The 17,617-nt window shown below is 62.8% G+C and carries 12 protein-coding genes and 3 pseudogenes; 12 read left to right on the top strand and 3 right to left on the bottom strand.

Annotated elements, in window-relative coordinates; translation table 11 throughout:
• Positions 1–109: 109 nt before the first annotated feature.
• From ABIF91_RS32415 to ABIF91_RS32405, 3 genes and pseudogenes are all read left to right on the top strand, one after another.
• On the top strand, positions 110–1,378 hold the full coding sequence (locus ABIF91_RS32415; RefSeq protein ID WP_424579602.1) for an IS256 family transposase: 1,269 nt from the start codon (positions 110–112) through the stop codon (positions 1,376–1,378).
• Complete coding sequence (locus ABIF91_RS32410) at positions 1,375–2,427, top strand: IS630-like element ISRj1 family transposase (protein WP_424579838.1); 1,053 nt, start codon at positions 1,375–1,377, stop codon at positions 2,425–2,427. Before ABIF91_RS32415 ends, ABIF91_RS32410 begins: the two co-directional genes overlap by 4 nt.
• A gap of 146 nt (positions 2,428–2,573) precedes the next feature.
• Positions 2,574–2,813 (top strand): annotated as a pseudogene (locus ABIF91_RS32405) (winged helix-turn-helix transcriptional regulator); the annotation flags it as partial.
• Positions 2,814–2,962: 149 nt separating this feature from the next.
• Here ABIF91_RS32405 and ABIF91_RS32400 read toward each other — a convergent pair.
• Together ABIF91_RS32400 and ABIF91_RS32395 are read right to left on the bottom strand one after the other, a co-directional pair.
• Positions 2,963–3,352, bottom strand: a complete 390-nt coding sequence (locus ABIF91_RS32400) for a hypothetical protein (protein ID WP_028181328.1) — start codon at positions 3,350–3,352, stop codon at positions 2,963–2,965.
• 9 nt (positions 3,353–3,361) lie between these two features.
• Positions 3,362–3,505, bottom strand: a complete 144-nt coding sequence (locus ABIF91_RS32395; RefSeq protein ID WP_225150133.1) for a hypothetical protein — start codon at positions 3,503–3,505, stop codon at positions 3,362–3,364.
• Positions 3,506–3,827: 322 nt separating this feature from the next.
• Here ABIF91_RS32395 and topA point away from each other — a divergent pair, with 322 nt between their 5' ends.
• The 7 genes and pseudogenes from topA to ABIF91_RS32360 form a co-directional block, all read left to right on the top strand.
• Positions 3,828–6,602, top strand: a complete 2,775-nt coding sequence (topA, locus tag ABIF91_RS32390; RefSeq protein ID WP_028181330.1) for a type I DNA topoisomerase — start codon at positions 3,828–3,830, stop codon at positions 6,600–6,602.
• Between the two features lie 7 nt (positions 6,603–6,609).
• The gene (gene rnr, locus ABIF91_RS32385; RefSeq protein WP_028181331.1) at positions 6,610–8,964 is read left to right on the top strand and encodes a ribonuclease R; all 2,355 of its coding nucleotides are present in this window, start codon (positions 6,610–6,612) and stop codon (positions 8,962–8,964) included.
• The gene (locus ABIF91_RS32380; RefSeq protein ID WP_028181332.1) at positions 8,958–9,398 is read left to right on the top strand and encodes a DUF983 domain-containing protein; all 441 of its coding nucleotides are present in this window, start codon (positions 8,958–8,960) and stop codon (positions 9,396–9,398) included. Before rnr ends, ABIF91_RS32380 begins: the two co-directional genes overlap by 7 nt.
• 31 nt (positions 9,399–9,429) lie before the next feature.
• A complete protein-coding gene (locus ABIF91_RS32375) occupies positions 9,430–10,182 on the top strand; it encodes an NUDIX hydrolase (protein WP_028181333.1) in 753 nt (250 codons plus the stop codon).
• A 243-nt stretch (positions 10,183–10,425) separates the two neighbouring features.
• Positions 10,426–11,751: an LLM class flavin-dependent oxidoreductase gene (locus ABIF91_RS32370; RefSeq protein ID WP_028181334.1), complete on the top strand. Its 1,326-nt coding sequence runs from the start codon at positions 10,426–10,428 to the stop codon at positions 11,749–11,751.
• A gap of 207 nt (positions 11,752–11,958) precedes the next feature.
• Complete coding sequence (gene rpmG / locus ABIF91_RS32365) at positions 11,959–12,126, top strand: 50S ribosomal protein L33 (RefSeq protein ID WP_007603295.1); 168 nt, start codon at positions 11,959–11,961, stop codon at positions 12,124–12,126.
• 1,036 nt (positions 12,127–13,162) lie between these two features.
• Positions 13,163–13,947: pseudogene (locus ABIF91_RS32360) on the top strand (IS3 family transposase); the annotation flags it as partial.
• A gap of 74 nt (positions 13,948–14,021) precedes the next feature.
• Here ABIF91_RS32360 and ABIF91_RS32355 read toward each other — a convergent pair.
• Positions 14,022–15,248 (bottom strand): IS256 family transposase, encoded by a 1,227-nt coding sequence (locus ABIF91_RS32355; RefSeq protein WP_424579601.1) that lies wholly within the window; start codon positions 15,246–15,248, stop codon positions 14,022–14,024.
• Positions 15,249–15,296: 48 nt separating this feature from the next.
• Here ABIF91_RS32355 and ABIF91_RS32350 point away from each other — a divergent pair.
• Positions 15,297–15,728 (top strand): annotated as a pseudogene (locus tag ABIF91_RS32350) (integrase core domain-containing protein); the annotation flags it as partial.
• 590 nt (positions 15,729–16,318) lie between these two features.
• Positions 16,319–17,448, top strand: a protein-coding gene (locus tag ABIF91_RS32345) for an IS3-like element ISRj2 family transposase (protein WP_129557670.1) whose coding sequence is annotated in 2 segments (ribosomal slippage) — positions 16,319–16,571 and positions 16,571–17,448 — 1,131 coding nt in all. Because the reading frame shifts where the segments join, the coding sequence is not laid out codon by codon here.
• Positions 17,449–17,617: the final 169 nt, after the last annotated feature.

Below are 17,617 nucleotides of genomic sequence, written 5' to 3'. Positions count from 1 at the left end.
AGGTGCTTGAGGGAGCTATGGCGGAATCTGGGTGATGACGGTGTGAGGAAGGCGGCGTATCGAGGCGGGTGACGAGCCTGCCAGAACCTCTCGAGGAGAGCGATACGCCATGACCGAGACTACCAATGTTCTTGCTTTCCGTCAGCCGTCCGCGGTTGATGATCCACTGACCGATATCGTTCGTGCCGGCGCGCGGGACCTGCTTGCCAGGGCGATCGAGATCGAGGTTGGCGCGTTTCTGGCCAGCACGGCCAATCTGACGCTGCCCGACGGTCGAGCGCGCCTGGTCCGACATGGGCACGGTCCGGTGCGCGAGATTGCGACCGGCATCGGTCCGGTGGAGGTCGCTCGTCCCAAGGTCCGCGACCGCGGAGCGAGCGGGCCAGGCGACCGCCTCCGCTTCAGTTCGGCAATCCTGTCGCTATGGGCGCGGCGGACGAAGAGCCTGGATGCCTTGATCCCGGTCCTCTATTTGCGCGGCATCTCGACCGGCGACTTCCAGGAGGCGCTCTCGGCGCTGCTCGGCAAGGATGCGCCGAACCTGTCGCCTTCGGTGATCGCCGGCCTGAAGGCCGATTGGCAGGTCGAGTACGAACGCTGGCAGAGACGCGATCTGTCGGCGCGTCGCTATGTCTACATCTGGGCCGATGGCGTGTACCTGCAGGCCCGCATGGAAGATCACAGCGAATGCATGCTGGTGCTGATTGGCACCACGCCGGAAGGCAAGAAGGAGCTGATCGGCTTCCAGGTCGGCGTGCGCGAGAGCGCGCAGAGCTGGCGCGAACTCCTGATCGACCTGCGGCAACGCGGGTTACGGATTGCCCCGCAACTCGCCATCGGCGACGGCGCCCTCGGCTTCTGGAAGGCACTGGACGAGGCCTTTCCCGGCACGCGGCACCAACGATGCTGGTGCCATAAAGTGAGCAACGTACTCGACAAGGTCGCCAAATCCGTGCAGGGCCCCATGAAGAACGACCTGCGGAACATCTATCTGGCCCCACACCGGGCCGAAGCTGAAACCGCGATCGACGTCTTCGTCGAGAAATACCACGTCAAATACGGACGTGCGGTGGAGTGCCTGATCAAGGATCGCCATGCGCTGCTCGCCTTCTTCGACTTCCCTGCTGAGCACTGGATCCACCTACGCAGCTCGAACCCGATCGAGAGCGTCTTCGCCACGGTGCGCCACCGAACGGTGCGGACCAAGGGATCGCTGTCGCAACAAACTGCGAAGCTGATGGTGTTCAAGCTCATCGACGCCGCATCGAAGACCTGGCGGCGATTGAAGAGCACGAACCAGTTGCCGAAAGTCATCGCCGGTGTAAAGTTCATCGACGGAATCGAAGTCATTCCGAACACTGAAAGCCACGCCGCCTGATCAGGCCGCGTCACCCAAAATCAGCCATAGCTCTGCTTGAGGCGTGCTGTCGCTCACCGGTGACGTTGCAGCGCGATTTGAAGCGGGCGCGGATAGTTCTGTTGGCGGCGGATGGGCGCAGCACCCGGTCGATCGCCAAGGAAGTTGGGGTCCAGCCGCGGATTGTCAGCCTTTGGCGGCATCGCTATGCCGACCATGGCCTTGAAGGGCTGCAAGACAAGCCGCGGCCTGGCAAGCAGCCGATCTATACGAAGACGACCGACAAGCGGATTCTGAAGCTGCTGGATAAGCCGCCACCGCAAGGGTTTGCGCGCTGGACCGGCCCCCTGCTGGCCGAGGCGCTGGGCGATGTCGATGTCCAATATGTCTGGCGGTTCCTGCGCAGCCACAAGATTGACCTGGTGGCTCGCAAGTCCTGGTGCGAGAGCAACGACCCGAACTTTACGGCCAAAGCCGCCGATGTTGTCGGCCTCTATGTCGCGCCGCCGGCGAAGGCCATTGTGCTGTGCGTGGACGAGAAGCCCTCGATCCAGGCTTTGGAGCGAGCGCAGGGTTATCTGAAGTTGCCCAATGGCCGCGCCTTGACCGGCCAAAGCCACGATTACAAGCGGCATGGCACCACAACATTGTTTGCGGCGCTCGAAGTCGCCACCGGAAAGATCATCGCGACCCATTCAAAACGCCGGCGCCGCGTCGAGTTTCTCGATTTCATGAACAGCGTCACCGCGGCTTTTCCGAACCGCAAGCTTCACGTCATCCTCGACAACCTCAACACCCATAAAAAGAACGAGGACTGGCTCAAGGCCCACCCCAACGTGCAATTTCATTTCACGCCGACAAGTGCGTCATGGCTCAATCAGGTCGAAGTATGGTTTTCCATCTTGCAGGGGCAGTCGCTCAGCGGCACCTCCTTCACGAGCCTCAAGCAGCTTCAGGAACACATCGATGCCTACGTCAACGCATACAACGACAGAGCCGAGCCCTTCGTCTGGACCAAGAAAAAGGTCCGTCAACGCCGTTTCAAAGGCCGCCGTATCACTCAGCTCTGATTCCGGGTACTAGACTCCTTATAAATAGTGAGTCTGCCCCGCCCCATAAGAGGGTCTTTCCAGCTCGCGCGAAGGTTCAACGCCGCGCGCAACGGTTCAGTTCAATCAATGATCCCGCAGGACGTCGGAACCAGTCGGCGCAACCCAGCGCCTATCAGGAATATCTGCTGACGCCGAAGGGCCGCGGCACCTTCCCGATCCTGGTCGCGCTGCGGCAATGGAGCGAGGCGTTCGACGACCACCCCGAGGAGATCGCGACCATCCTGGTCGATCGTGCGAAAGGCCGCCCGGTGAAGGGGCTGGAAATGCGCGCCGAGGACGGCCGGCTGCTCAGTCCCGCCGACACCACGCTGAAGCCGCGGCCAGCGCGACGGCGGTCGGCCTGATTGCGGCGGCGAGCTGCCACCACACCGTCAATGCGCGGAGCGAACTCAGGCTAGAGCCTTTTCCGTTCCGATGGAATCGGAACGGGGCTCTAGACTCTTGTGACGCGCTTTCTTGACGCGAACCGGTGTCCACTTCGCTCGAAAACGCTCTAGCATCCGACCAGGGTAGCCCTGCGAACCGTTTTCTGGCGATCGGCGCGTTGGCGCCGGCCGAACTCGGCCTTGTAGTTCAGATCGTAAACGCAGCCGACTTTCATGGCGGCAAAGTCTGCATTCCGCTCGATCGTGTAATGACCGGAAGGCTCCGTCTTGAGATGGACGCGACCGGGCTCGAACCAGGCTTGATCGACGCCGCGATAGATCACCCGATCGGTCAAGCCGAGGGTCGCAAACCATAGGATCAACCCTGCGATCAATGCCACCATGATCACGAGGCTACGAACATCGTTGCGGAGCTTGTCTGCAAGGCTCGAGAGATTGGACGCGTTCTTCACATTGGCTTTGTCGTCGGTCGAACGCGACGGTTCACGCCAATCCATCCGGCATTGTCACGACAGCTTGCGCTTGGTCCGCAGCCGCAGATGCTCGTCGGCCTCCAGCTTGGTCATGCCCAGGAGATAATGCAGCACGTCGAGCTTGTGGCGCTCGGCGAGCTTGCGCAATGCTCCGGTCTGCTCGGCGATGAAGGCCACCGCCTCGTCCGCGCCGCCCTCCCCTGGTTCCTCGGGACGCGAGCCTCCCCGCGCGCCCGATGCGGCACGCTTCCGTTTCTTTGGCTTAGTCACCAAGACCCCACCCGAATCCATGGCCCCAACAGAACATTACGCCCACATCGACCGCAACTCCAAGGTGGTATTCTGCAACTTTCTCGATATGAAACTTTTCCCATCGAGGTGGCTTTCAACACCCCTCGATTTGACAGCGGAGGCCGCACCACCCATGTTCGGGTCGAAACGGCCGACCCGAGTCATTTCGTTTTCGGCCTAAGATTTCCCCGTAAGTTACTGGAACTACATGAATATCGTCATCGTGGAGTCGCCGGCGAAAGCCAAGACGATCAACAAGTATTTGGGCTCGTCCTATGAGGTTCTGGCCTCGTTCGGCCATGTCCGCGACCTGCCCGCGAAGAACGGCTCCGTCGATCCCGATGCCAATTTCAAGATGATCTGGGAGGTCGATCCCAAGGCGGCCGGCCGGCTCAACGAGATCGCCAAGTCCCTGAAGGGCGCCGACCGCCTGATTCTCGCCACCGACCCTGATCGCGAGGGCGAGGCCATCTCCTGGCACGTGCTGGAGGTGCTGAAGGAAAAGCGCGCGCTCAAGGACCAGAAGATCGAACGGGTGGTGTTCAACGCCATCACCAAGCAGGCGGTCTCCGACGCGATGAAGCATCCGCGCCAGATCGACGGCGCGCTGGTCGATGCCTACATGGCGCGCCGCGCGCTCGACTACCTGGTCGGCTTCACCCTCTCCCCCGTGCTGTGGCGCAAGCTGCCGGGCGCGCGCTCGGCCGGCCGCGTGCAGTCGGTGGCGCTGCGCCTCGTCTGCGACCGCGAGCTCGAGATCGAGAAATTCGTGGCACGCGAATATTGGTCGCTGATCGCGACCTTGCTCACCCCGCGCGGCGATGCGTTCGAGGCCCGCCTCGTCGGTGCCGACGGCAAGAAGATCCAGCGTCTCGACATCGGCACGGGTGCGGAAGCCGAAGACTTCAAGAAGGCGCTGGAGGCAGCCAGCTACACCGTGACCGCGGTCGATGCCAAGCCGGCCCGGCGCAATCCGCAGGCGCCCTTCACCACGTCGACGCTGCAGCAGGAAGCCAGCCGCAAATACGGCTTTGCGCCGGCGCACACCATGCGCATCGCCCAGCGCCTCTATGAGGGCATCGACATCGGCGGCGAGACCACCGGACTCATTACTTATATGCGTACCGACGGCGTGCAGATCGATCCGTCCGCGATCACCCAGGCGCGCAAGGTGATCGGCGAGGATTACGGCAACGCCTATGTGCCGGATGCCCCGCGCCAGTACCAGGCCAAGGCCAAGAACGCGCAGGAAGCGCACGAAGCGATCCGACCGACCGACCTCTCCCGCCGCCCCGACAGCCTGAGCCGCAGGCTCGATGCCGATCAGGCGAAGCTCTACGAGCTGATCTGGAAGCGCACCATCGCGAGCCAGATGGAATCCGCCGAGCTCGAGCGCACGACGGTCGACATCGTGGCGAAGGCAGGCTCCCGCACGCTGGAGCTGCGCGCTACCGGCCAGGTCGTCAAGTTCGACGGTTTTCTGGCGCTCTACCAGGAAGGCCGCGACGACGAGGAGGACGAGGATTCACGCCGCCTGCCCGCGATGAGTTCGGGCGATGCGCTGAAGCGGCAGAACCTCTCCGTCACCCAGCACTTCACCGAGCCGCCGCCGCGCTTCTCGGAAGCATCCCTCGTCAAGCGCATGGAAGAGCTCGGCATCGGTCGGCCCTCCACCTACGCCTCGATCCTCCAGGTCCTGAAGGACCGCGGCTACGTCAAGCTGGAGAAGAAGCGCCTGCACGGCGAGGACAAGGGCCGCGTCGTGATCGCGTTCCTGGAGAGCTTCTTCAGCCGCTACGTCGAATACGATTTCACCGCGGCCCTTGAAGAACAGCTCGACCGCATCTCCAACAACGAGATCTCCTGGCAGCAGGTGCTGAAGGATTTCTGGCGCGACTTCATCGGCGCCGTCGACGAAATCAAGGATTTGCGCGTCGCGCAGGTGCTCGACGTGCTCGACGAGATGCTGGGGCCGCACATCTATCCGCCGCGCGCCGACGGCGGCGACGTCCGCCAGTGCCCGAACTGCGGCACCGGCCGGCTGAACCTCAAGGCCGGCAAGTTCGGCGCCTTCGTCGGCTGCTCGAACTATCCGGAATGCCGCTACACCCGTCAGCTCGCCGCCGACAGTGAGGCGACCGCTGATCGTTCGCTCGGCCAGGATCCCGACACCGGCTTCGACGTCTGGGTCAAGGCCGGCCGCTTCGGGCCCTACATCCAGCTCGGCGAGCAGAAGGACTATGCGGAAGGCGAGAAGCCCAAGCGCGCCGGCATCCCGAAGGGTACCTCGCCGGGCGATGTCGACCTCGAGCTTGCGCTGAAACTGCTATCGCTGCCGCGCGAGATCGGCAAGCATCCGGAAACCGGCCAGCCGATTGTCGCCGGCCTCGGCCGCTTCGGGCCGTTCGTGAAGCACGAGAAGACCTACGCCAGCCTGGAAGCCGGCGACGAAGTGTTCGACATCGGCCTCAACCGCGCGGTGACGTTGATCGCGGAAAAGGTCGCCAAGGGCCCGAGCCGCCGCTTCGGCGCCGATCCCGGCAAGGCGCTCGGCGATCATCCGACGCTCGGCACCGTCACCGTCAAGAGCGGCCGCTACGGCGCCTATGTCACGGCCGGCGGCGTCAACGCGACGATCCCGGCCGAGTTCGAGAAGGATACCATCACCCTGCCGCAGGCGATCGCGCTGATCGACGAGCGCGCCGCCAAGGGTGGCGGCAAGGCCAAGACCACCAAGGCGGCGAAGGCGGCCAAGCCGGCCAAGGCCAAGAAGACTGCAGAGAAAACAGCGGACGGCGAAGACGCCGCGCCGAAACCGAAGACGCCAGCCGCGAAGAAAGCCGCGGCCAAAACCAAATCCGAATCCACCAGCAAGGCGCGCGCCGCCGTGTCGTCGACTGCCAAGACTTCCGCCACGAAGCCGTCACCGACCAAGGCAGCCGCCCCCAAGGCTCCGGCCAAGAAGAGTGCCGGCAAGAGTTAGAGGCTAAGTGAAACGCAAGAATGACCGTGGCTTTCCCGACAGGAACGCCATCGTCGCCTTCATCAAGGCAAATCAGGGAAATGTCGGGACCCGCGAAATTGCACGCGAGTTCGGCCTGAAGAACGCCGACCGTGCCGAGCTCAGGCGCATGCTGCGCGAGCTCGCCGACGACGGCATCGTCAAGAAGAAGCGCCACAAGATCTCGGAGCCGGATACGCTTCCGCCGACGTTGCTCGCCGACATCACCGGCCGCGACAGCGACGGCGAATTGATCGCCTCTCCCGCCGAATGGGACGAGGTCGAGAGCGGCGAGCCGCCGAAGATCCTCATCGAGATGCCGCGCCGGCCAAAACCCGGCACCGCCGCCGGTGTCGGCGACCGTGCGCTGCTGCGCGTCGAGCGCTCGGAGGAGACCGAAGGCCCGGCCTGGCGCGGCCGCATCATCAAGGTCATCGACAAGGCCAAGAGCCGCATCCTCGGCGTGTTCCGCGAGCTTCCCGAAGGCGGCGGACGGCTTGTCCCCGTCGACAAGAAGTTCGCCGACCGCGAGCTGAACATCGCCAAGGCCGATACAGGTGGTGCGCAGGATGGCGACCTCGTCAGCGTCGACATCGTCCGCTCCCGCGGCTTCGGCCTGGCCTCAGGCCGCGTCAAGGAGAAGCTCGGCTCGGTCAAGTCCGAGAAGGCGATCAGCCTGATCGCGATCTACGCTCACGACATCCCGCTGCAATTCTCCGCCGCCGCAGAGCACGAGGCGGAGGCGGCCGAGCCCGCCAATCTCAGGGGACGCGAGGACTGGCGCGACGTCCCGCTGGTCACGATCGATCCGCCGGACGCAAAAGATCACGACGACGCGGTCCACGCGCAGCCCGACGACGATCCCAACAACAAGGGCGGCTTCATCGTCAACGTCGCCATTGCCGATGTCAGCTTCTACGTCCGCCCGGGCACTGCGCTCGATCGCGACGCGCTCGATCGCGGCAACTCAGTCTATTTCCCCGACCGCGTCGTGCCGATGCTGCCCGAGCGCATCTCCAACAATCTCTGCTCGCTGGTGCCCGGCGAGCCGCGCGGCGCGCTCGCGGTTCGCATGGTGCTCGGCCCGGACGGGCGCAAGCGTTCGCACAGCTTCCACCGCATCCTGATGCGCTCGGCGGCCAAGCTGAGCTATGCGCAGGCCCAGGCCGCGATCGACGGAAAGCCTGACGATATCACCGGCCCCCTGCTCGATCCGATCCTGAAGCCGCTCTATGCCGCCTATGCCTGCGCCAAGCGCGCGCGTGACGAGCGCGATCCGCTCAATCTCGATCTGCCTGAGCGCAAGATCCTGCTGAAGAGCGACGGCACGGTCGATCGCGTCGTCGTGCCTGAGCGGCTCGATGCGCACAAGCTGATCGAGGAGTTCATGATCCTCGCCAACGTCGCCGCGGCCGAGATGCTGGAGAAGAAATCGCTGCCGCTGATCTACCGCGTGCATGACGAGCCGACGCTGGAGAAGGTGCACGCGCTCGCGGAATTTCTGGAGACGCTCGACGTCCCCTTCACGAAATCAGGCGCGCTGCGCCCGACGCTGTTCAACCGCGTGCTGGCCCAGCTTGAAGGCCATGACTACTATCCGCTGGTGAGCGAAGTCGTGCTGCGCGCCCAGGCGCAGGCCGAATATTCCTCCGAGAATTACGGCCATTTCGGCCTGAATCTGCGCCGCTATGCGCATTTCACCTCGCCGATCCGCCGCTATGCCGACCTCGTCGTGCACCGCGCGCTGGTCCGTGCGCTCGGCCTCGGTGAAGGCGCCCTGCCCGATAGCGAGACGCCCGAGACCTTGAGCGAGGTCGCCGCCCACATCTCTGTGACCGAACGGCGCGCGATGAAGGCAGAGCGCGAGACCGTCGACCGGCTGATTGCCCATCACCTCGCCGATCGTATCGGCGCAAGTTTCCAGGGCCGCGTCTCCGGCGTCACGCGCGCCGGCCTGTTCGTCAAGCTGAGCGAGATCGGCGCCGACGGGCTGATCCCGATCCGATCCCTCGGCACGGAATATTTCAACTATGACGAGAGCCGTCACGCGCTGGTCGGCACACGCAGCGGCACGATGTATCAGCTCGGTGACGTCGTCGACGTCCGTCTGATAGAAGCAGCCCCGATTGCGGGCGCACTGCGCTTTGAGTTGCTGTCGTCAGAGAGCGAGGGCTCACCACGGGAGCGCAGGCCATTCCGCCCGCAGCGCAAATCGTCAAAGCCCCATCCCGGACGCAGCCCGGAGAAAAAACGCAAGCCGGAGAAGCAGAAATCTGCCAAGGGCAGGAAGGCCAAAGGAAAGAACAAGAGCAAAGGCAAGGGACAGAAGGGCAAGGCATGGTGACGATGAGCACGGCCCCGAAGATCTGGACGCGCGAGAGCGGCCTCGTCGAGAAGCGCGACGTCTGGACGGCAATGAAGCGCGGCTTTCGCGGCCGCTGCCCGCGCTGCGGCGAGGGAAAGCTGTTCCGCGCCTTCCTGAAGACGGCGGACAATTGCGCGACATGCGGTCTCGACTTCACGCCGCATCGCGCCGACGATCTGCCCGCCTATCTCGTCATCGTCATCGTCGGCCACATCGTGGTGCCGGGCGTTTTGTGGATCGAGACCAATTACACCACGCCGGTCTGGATCAGCTTCGCGGCCTACCTGCCCTTCACCCTCGTCGCCTCGCTCGCGCTGCTGCAACCCGTGAAGGGAGCTGTGGTCGGCTTGCAATGGGCTCTGCGCATGCACGGGTTTGACGAGAACCCTCCGGATGGTATTCCGCCTGTGTAAGCAACAAGCAAGAAGCGGTTTGGGTGAGGACATGACGGATATTGCGCAGGCAGCGGAAAAAACCAGGGTCCACGAGGAGAAGGAAGCCGACCATCATCCCTATTTCCGCCCGCGGGATGCGGCGACACTGATCCTGGTCGATCGCAGCGGCGCCAGTCCGAAAGTGCTGGTCGGCAAGCGGCACGACAAGGTGGTGTTCATGCCCGGAAAATTCGTCTTCCCGGGCGGCCGCGTCGACAAGGCCGACTATCGCGTGCCATGCGCTGCGCCGATCACCGCGGAGCTGGAGGCCAATCTCGCCAAGGGCAGCCCGAAGACGCCGGCCTCGCGCGCGAAATCGCTCGCCATTGCCGCGATCCGCGAGGCCTGTGAGGAAACCGGCCTGTGCCTCGGCCGCAAGGCTGAGGGCAAGGTGACGAGGCTCGACGGCCCCTGGCAGCCGTTTGCGGATGCGGGCCTGCTGCCCGATCCTTCCGGCCTGTTCCTGATCGCGCGTGCGATCACCCCGCCCGGCCGCGTCAAGCGGTTCGACACGCGCTTCTTCACGGCCGATGCGTCCGCAATCACCCATCGCGTCGAGGGCGTGATCCATGCCGATGCGGAGCTGGTCGAGCTGGTCTGGGTCGAGCTCGGCTCAAAACCGCTCGCCGACCTCCATCCGATGACGCGCAACGTGCTCAACGAGCTCGACACCCGCCTTGCCACCGGCCCGCTCCGCCACGATGCGCCGGTGCCGTTCTTCCATTTCTACGGCGGCAAGATGCAGAAGGATATCTTGAGCTAGGCCGTCATTGCGCGGCGCGGCTCTCTCCTCGTCATTCCGGGGCGCACGTAGCGCGAACCCGGAATCCATCCATCGGCAGTCTCTGCGGCCCAACGGATTCCGGGTTCGCGCCAAGTGGCGCGCCCCGGAATGACGTGCTGAGAGATCTGCGAAAAACAAAATAATCTTCCCGCCGCCCCCAATGGCGGAGTTTCGCCGCATCCCTATGTCTTCCGGAGCGACACCAAGAACGGACACCGGGCGATGGCACAACGGCAACTCAAGCTTGGCGCGTTCATGCGCCCGATCAGCATCCACACCGCCGCCTGGCGCTATCCGGGGGCCTGGCCCGACGCCAATTTCAACTTCGGCCATATCAAGACGCTGATCCGAAAGCTCGAGGCCGGCAGGTTCGACGCATTCTTCATGGCCGATCACCTCGCCGTGCTGAACATGCCCATCAACGCGCTCAAGCGCAGCCACACCGTGACCTCGTTCGAACCGTTCACGCTGCTGTCGGCGCTCTCGGCCGTCACCGAACGCATCGGCCTGATCGCGACAGGCTCGACCACCTTCGACGAGCCCTATCACGTCGCACGCCGCTTCGCCTCGCTCGATCACATCAGCGGTGGCCGCGCCGGCTGGAACATCGTCACCACCTCGAATCCTGACGCCGCACTCAACTTCGGCCTCGACGACCACATGGAGCACGCCGAGCGCTACAAGCGCGCCCGCGAGTTCTACGACGTCGTCACCGGCCTGTGGGATTCCTTCGCCGACGATGCCTTCGTGCGCGATGTCGAAAGCGGGCTGTTCTTCGATCCCAAGAAGATGCACACGCTCGACCACAAGGGCAAATATCTGAAGGTGCGCGGGCCGCTCAACATCGCCCGGCCCGTGCAGGGCTGGCCGGTGATCGTGCAGGCCGGCGCCTCCGAGGACGGCAGGCAGCTCGCGGCCGAGACCGCGGAAGCCGTGTTCACCGGCGGCGGCAGCCTCGCCGACGGCCAGAAGCTCTACGCCGACATCAAGGGCCGCATGGAGAAAGTCGGCCGCGATCCCGAGCACCTCAAGATCCTGCCCGGCGCCTTCGTCGTTGTCGGCGACAGCGTCGATGAGGCCAGGGAGAAGCGCGCTTTGCTCGACAGCCGCGTGCATTACGACAGCGCCATCGCCTCGCTCTCCGTCATTCTCGGCACCGATGCTTCCGGCTTCGATCCCGACGGCCCTCTGCCGGAGATCCCCGAGACCAACGCCAGCAAGAGCGGCCGCCAGCGCATGGTCGATCTCGCCGCGCGCGAAAAGCTCACCGTGCGCCAGCTCGCCCAGCGCGTCGGCGGCTATGGCGGCCTGTCCTTCGTCGGGACCGCAAAGACCATCGCCGACCAGATGGAAGAGTGGCTGGTCGGGCGCGGCTCCGACGGCTTCAACATCATGTTCCCGTTCCTGCCCGCCGGCCTCGACGATTTCGTCGACAAGGTGGTCCCGGAGCTCCAGAAGCGCGGGATTTTCCGCAAAGAGTATGAGGGGGCCACTTTGAGGGAGAATCTTGGGCTGCCACGGCCGAAAAACCGGTTCTTCGAGGCCTGATCGGCCCGTTTTGAGTAATTTTCCGGCCCGAGAGCTCCCTTCGGGGTTCTAGGTTGTTGTTTTTGACGCGTTTTCTGACGCGAACCGGTGCCCACCTGGCTCGAGAACGCTTCGAAACCTTGACATCAGGCGGTTTCTGGCTAGGTTGCCGGCCAACGCGGGCCGTTTGGCCGGCTCCAGATTCCCCGATATTCTGAGGTTCAGAACATGGCCAAAGCGGTCACCATCAAGGTCAAGCTCGTGTCCTCGGCCGACACCGGCTTCTACTACGTCGCCAAGAAGAACTCGCGCACCATGACCGACAAGCTGGTCAAGAAGAAGTACGATCCGGTCGCGCGCAAGCACGTCGAATTCCGCGAAGCCAAGATCAAGTAAGATCGCGGGACGTTGAAGACTTTGACGGGGCCCTCACGGGCCCCGTTTTCATTTTCTCCGCTGCATGTCCCGGACACGCTGCAGCGAGCAACGCTGCCGCGCAGAGCCGGAACTCAGAAAGCAACACGGCACACCGCAATGGCACCGCACCAAGCCCTATGGAAAATGTGAGTTAGTGCACAGATTTTCGCTCAGAAGTATGTCAAGCTAGCTAACAGGTTTGGCAACGGGATGAGAGCAGCATTCATGGAAACGGTGAAACATTGTCGAGCCCAGTCCATTGAATGCCTCAGCTTGATGCAATCAGCGCGCGACGAGACTGAAGCAAGACTCCTGAAGTCTCTGTCGCAAAGCTGGGTTCGCCTTGCAAACCAGATTGATCGGTACAAATCGTTTCGTTCGACGCGTGACGAGCGGCCTACCGCTTAGCTACACGCGCCGCTGCACGATCCACTCTGAGCCAGGAAATCCGCGAGGCGATAGGCGTGAAGCGCCCGGCGTCAGACTTCGGAAATGACCGTCGTCCAGCTCAAGGACAAGCTTGCTCGGCGACGAGCTCACCACCCAGGTGCTGATGACAGTTGCATCACCGAGTATGATCGGCAGGTCGGTTCCTGCCGGTGGATAATCGTGAAATCCGGAATTGGTCCTCAGCCACATCTTAGCTCCGGTCTCAAGTGTCCAATGCGTCGTATGGCCCGCCCATTCCATGTCTTAGTCCCTGTGGCGAGGGGCGTGCTACCGGTTTTGTGATGAGAGGACTTGACGTCCGACAAGTCCAGCAGGGCAGATTGCAACATGGCTCCCGATGGATTTGGGCCTCGTCCCGCTGAATCTTCTCGTGAAGAACCGAGCTTGGGTGGCTAGGCTGTTTCCCTGCCACGCAAGTGAGCAGGTTTCTGTGGCTCGTATCCCGGCAAACGTGATCGGTCGGTCTGGGTCACTGAGACGGCGGCCGCGGGTGATGGCAGATGGTCTGAGCCCCGCAAACTCCTCCAAGAATGGGTAGAGTCCGTCACCTCTGAGGAGATGGACCATGAAGCCAAGTCGGTTCACGGAAGAGCAGATCATCGGGATTTTGCGGCAGCAGGAGGCGGGTGTGGCGACGGCTGATGTCTGCCGCAAACACGGGATCTCGAGCGCAACATTCTACAAATGGAAGGCCAAGTACGGTGGCCTGGAGGTATCCGATGCCAAGCGGCTGAAGGCATTGGAGGACGAGAACGCCAAGCTGAAGAAGCTCCTGGCCGAGGCAATGCTCGACAACGCCATGCTCAAGGACGTTGCGTCAAAAAAATGGTGACGCCCGCCGCGAGGCGAGAGGCCGTCGCTCATCTGCGGACCAACTTCGAAGTGAGCGAACGGCGGGCGTGCAAAGCCTTGGGGGCAGATCGCGCATCGGTGCGCTATCGCAACGGGCGAGCCGATGATGCGGCCGTACGCGCCCGCCTGCGCGAGCTGGCGGCGATCCGCCGCCGGTTCGGCTACCGTCGTCTGCTGGTGCTGATGCGCCGCGAGGGGCTGGTCATGAACCACAAGAAGTTTCGACGTCTGTATCGCGAGGAACGGCTGCAAGTCCGCCGGCGTGGCGGCCGTAAACGGGCGCTCGGCAGCAGGGCGCCAATGGCGATCCCGCAAGGCGCCAACCAGCGCTGGAGTCTCGACTTTCTGTCGGATGCGTTCGCCGATGGCCGACGGTTCCGGATTCTGGCTGTGGTCGACGACTTCACTCGCGAATGCCTGGCGCTCGTCGCCGATACTTCGCTGTCGGGCCTGCGGGTCACACGCGAGCTCGATGTCATCATTGCCTGGCGCGGCCGGCGGGAGTGTCAGAAGTTTTGTGTAAGAGCGTCTCTGTGAGGGGTTTGCGGGGTCAGCGGACTGACCCCATGGGGTCAGTCCGCTGAGCCTGCAAAGCGCTCGCCGAACTGGATGGCAAACTGGCCCATTGCGGCCGTCCATGCAACCGGTCGTCGCCAATGGATGCCGGCATTTCTGATGGCGAGGTAAAGCAGCTTCATCGCCGCCTCGTCGTTGGGGAAGCTGCCGCGTGTTTTGATGATCTTGCGCAGCGAACGGTTCAGCGCCTCGACCGCGTTGGTGGTATAGATCATTTTGCGTATCTCCGGCGCGAAGGCGAAGAACGGAATGACGTGCTCCCACGCCCGGCGCCAGGCCGCCCCGATCGCGGGATAGCGCTTGCCCCACTCGGCTTCGAAGTCCTCGAGCCTGAGCAGAGCGGCGTCGGCATTCTCGGCATGATAGATCGCCTTGATCGAGGGAAGGATCGCCTTGCGATCCTTCCCGGACACGAAGGATAGGCTGTTGCGGATCAAATGCACGATGCAGGTCTGGACCATCGCCTTGGGAAAGACGCTGTTGATCGCCTCGGGAAAGCCCTTCAGACCGTCGACGACGGCGATCAGGATGTCGGCGACGCCGCGGTTCCTCAGATCGTTCATGACCTTGAGCCAGAATTTGGCGCCTTCGGTTTGCTCGATCCAAAGCCCGAGCACGTCTTTCTCGCCCGATGCAGTGATGCCCAGCACGACGTAGACTGCCTTGTTCTTGACCATCCCCTCATCGCGAATCTTGACCCTGAGCGCGTCGAAGAAGACCACCGGATAGATCGCTTCCAGCGGCCGGCTCTGCCATTCGCGGACCTCGTCGAGAATCGCGTCGGTGACCTTGCTGATCAGATCGGGGGACACCTCGGTGCCGTAGAGCTCGGCCAGATGGCCCTGGATCTCCCGTACCGTCATGCCCCGCCCGTAGAGACTGATGATCTTCTCGTCGAAGCCGTCGAAGCGGGTCTGGCCCTTCGCGACGATCACCGGTTCGAACGTGCCGGCGCGGTCGCGCGGCACCTCGATCTCGATCTCGCCGTCGTCCGTCAACAGCGCTTTGCTGCTTGTGCCGTTGCGGCTGTTGCCCGACCCGCGGCCCGCCGGGTCGCCCTTCTCATAGCCAAGGTGGTGGGTCAGCTCCGCACCCAGTGCGCGCTCCAGAAGCGCCTTCTTCAGTCGTCTGAAAAGCCCGTCTTCGCCGGCTAAGTCTTCTGGCTTGAGGCTGCCCCCGGCAAGAAGCTGGTCCAAAATCTCAGGTGAAAAATCCGTAGCCATGTGAGTCTCCTGTCAAAGGTAAACTCACAGAAACCATCTTACACCGAGTTACTGACACCCTCCGGCCGGCCGGCGATGTGCCTGTCCGACAACGGCACTGAGCTGACCGGAATGGCCGTGCTGCGCTTCAGCCAAGAGAGGCAGATCGAGTGGCACTACATCGCGCCCGGCAAACCGACCCAGAATGCCTTCATCGAGAGCTTTAACGCCCGCCTGCGCGATGAACTTCTCAATGAAACGCTGTTCACTTCGCTCGCACAGGCGCGAGCCGTGCTGGCGGCCTGGAAAGACGACTACAACAACGCCCGGCCGCACAGCGCCCTGGGCAACCTCACGCCGACCGAATACGCCAAACGCAACGCTCTTGGGCCGCAACGGGACGGGACGCTGCGCTATGCCGAGGGCTCCGCGCCCCGCCCCGTTGCTTCACCGAGCCCCTTGGGCTCATATTCAACCGGGACTCTTTCCATTGCTGGATGAAGCGAGGGGCTCAGACCACAGACTATTGACAATCTGACTGTTTATCTCAGGCCACCTCTGTCAGTTCTGACAATAGGAATGCCACCGGGATGTGTGCCCCTCGTGTGGGCCCACCTATCGCGTGAGTGATGACCGACTACCATTGAAGTAGAAAATCTTGGTTGTGAGATAGAGCATCCAAACCAAAGGGCACTCTAGAACGAGCAATGTTGCAACGAAAAGCGTAGGTTCTTCAGAGGGAACAATCGATCTGGTCCATCCGAGCTTACTCGACCCAATCGTCAAGTGTCCGAACAGGTAAGATTGCAAGGGGCCGGCAATCGCGGCGACCAAAAGCCCCGCTGTAGCGAGCAACCTGCTCCACATCGGCCAATCTTCCAACAATCGTCTCGTCTGATCGTCCTTGAGATTTTGCCTTTCGGCATCGCTCATCAGTAAGAAGTGGGCCTTAATGATGCCGAGGTGAACGAGCCATCGCTTCCATCTCGCCAATGCCGCAAAGAGAGCTGGCCCCGCAAATTCGGACAGTAGCTTGAGTGGATTTTCTGCCTGACAGCGGCGAGGATTCTTGCTGCGAATCAGGAGCGAAGATGACGAAGAAGAGCCGCCGGACGCATTCTCCGGCATTCAAGGCGAAGGTTGCTTTGGCTGCGGTCAAAGGCGACAAGACACTGGCGGAGCTGGCGCAACTGTTTGATGTTCATCCGAACCAGATCACGATCTGGAAAAACCAGCTCCTGGAAGGCGCCGCCGGCGTGTTTGGGCATGACAAGACATCGGCCGAGACGCCGGTCGATTTGAAGGCGTTACATGCCAAGATCGGCGAGCTGGCGTTGGAAAACGATTTTTTGTCCGGCGCGCTCACCAAGGCGGGCCTGCTGAGCGCAAAGCGATGATCGACCGCGATCATGATCTTTCTATCGTGCGCCAGGCGAAGGTCCTGAAGCTGGCTCGCAGCACGGTCTACTATGAACCTCGGCCAGTTTCGGCCGAGGACCTTGCCTTGATGCGTCGGCTCGATGAGCTGCATCTCGATTATCCCTTCGCGGGAGCGCGTATGCTGCGATCGTTGCTGCGGCGGGAGGGCGTATACGCCGGTCGCCGCCACATCGCGACGCTGATGAAGCGCATGGGGATCGAGGCGGTCTATCGTCGCCCGAACACGAGCAAGCCGGCTCCGGGTCACAAGATCTACCCGTACCTGTTGCGCGGATTGAAGATCGAGCGGCCCGACCATGCGTGGGCAATGGACATCACCTACATTCCGATGCGGCGTGGCTTCGTCTATCTCGCGGCGGTCGTCGATGTGTTCAGCCGACGGGTCCTGGCCCATCGCGTCTCGATCACAATGGAGGCGGCCTTCTGCGTCGAAGCGGTCCAGGAGGCGTTGGCGAAGCACGGCAGGCCCGAGATTTTCAACACGGATCAGGGCAGCCAGTTCACCAGCCTCGAGTTCACCGATGTGCTGCTGGACGCGAAGATCGCCATCAGCATGGACGGCAAGGGCGCCTGGCGCGACAACGTGTTTGTCGAGCGGCTCTGGCGCACGGTCAAATACGAAGAAGTATATCTCCGCGCCTACGACAGCGTGTCCGAGGCGCGAGCGTCAATTGCCAAGTATCTGGCCTTCTACAATCAGGGACGCCCTCACTCGAGCCTTGACGGGCGCACGCCCGACGAGGCTTACTTCGGCACGCAAGCTATGGTGATGGCCGCATGACCGTCGCCGACGGTTTTGTCGTCGCTCTGGTCGGGCTACGCCCTCCCGACGCAACGACAAAACCGTAAAGCCCCGCGTTCAGCATAACCCGGCAGGAATCCACTTAAATCCAGCGGGGCGCTGTCCAAACAACCGGGGCCAGCTCTAAGCGTCGAGTCTTGGACTCCTC

The organism is Bradyrhizobium sp. USDA 241, assembly GCF_049739505.1.
Taxonomy (GTDB): domain Bacteria; phylum Pseudomonadota; class Alphaproteobacteria; order Rhizobiales; family Xanthobacteraceae; genus Bradyrhizobium; species Bradyrhizobium liaoningense.
Note: the sequence above shows the minus strand (reverse complement) of the source record. Positions and strands in the feature narration are given on the sequence as shown.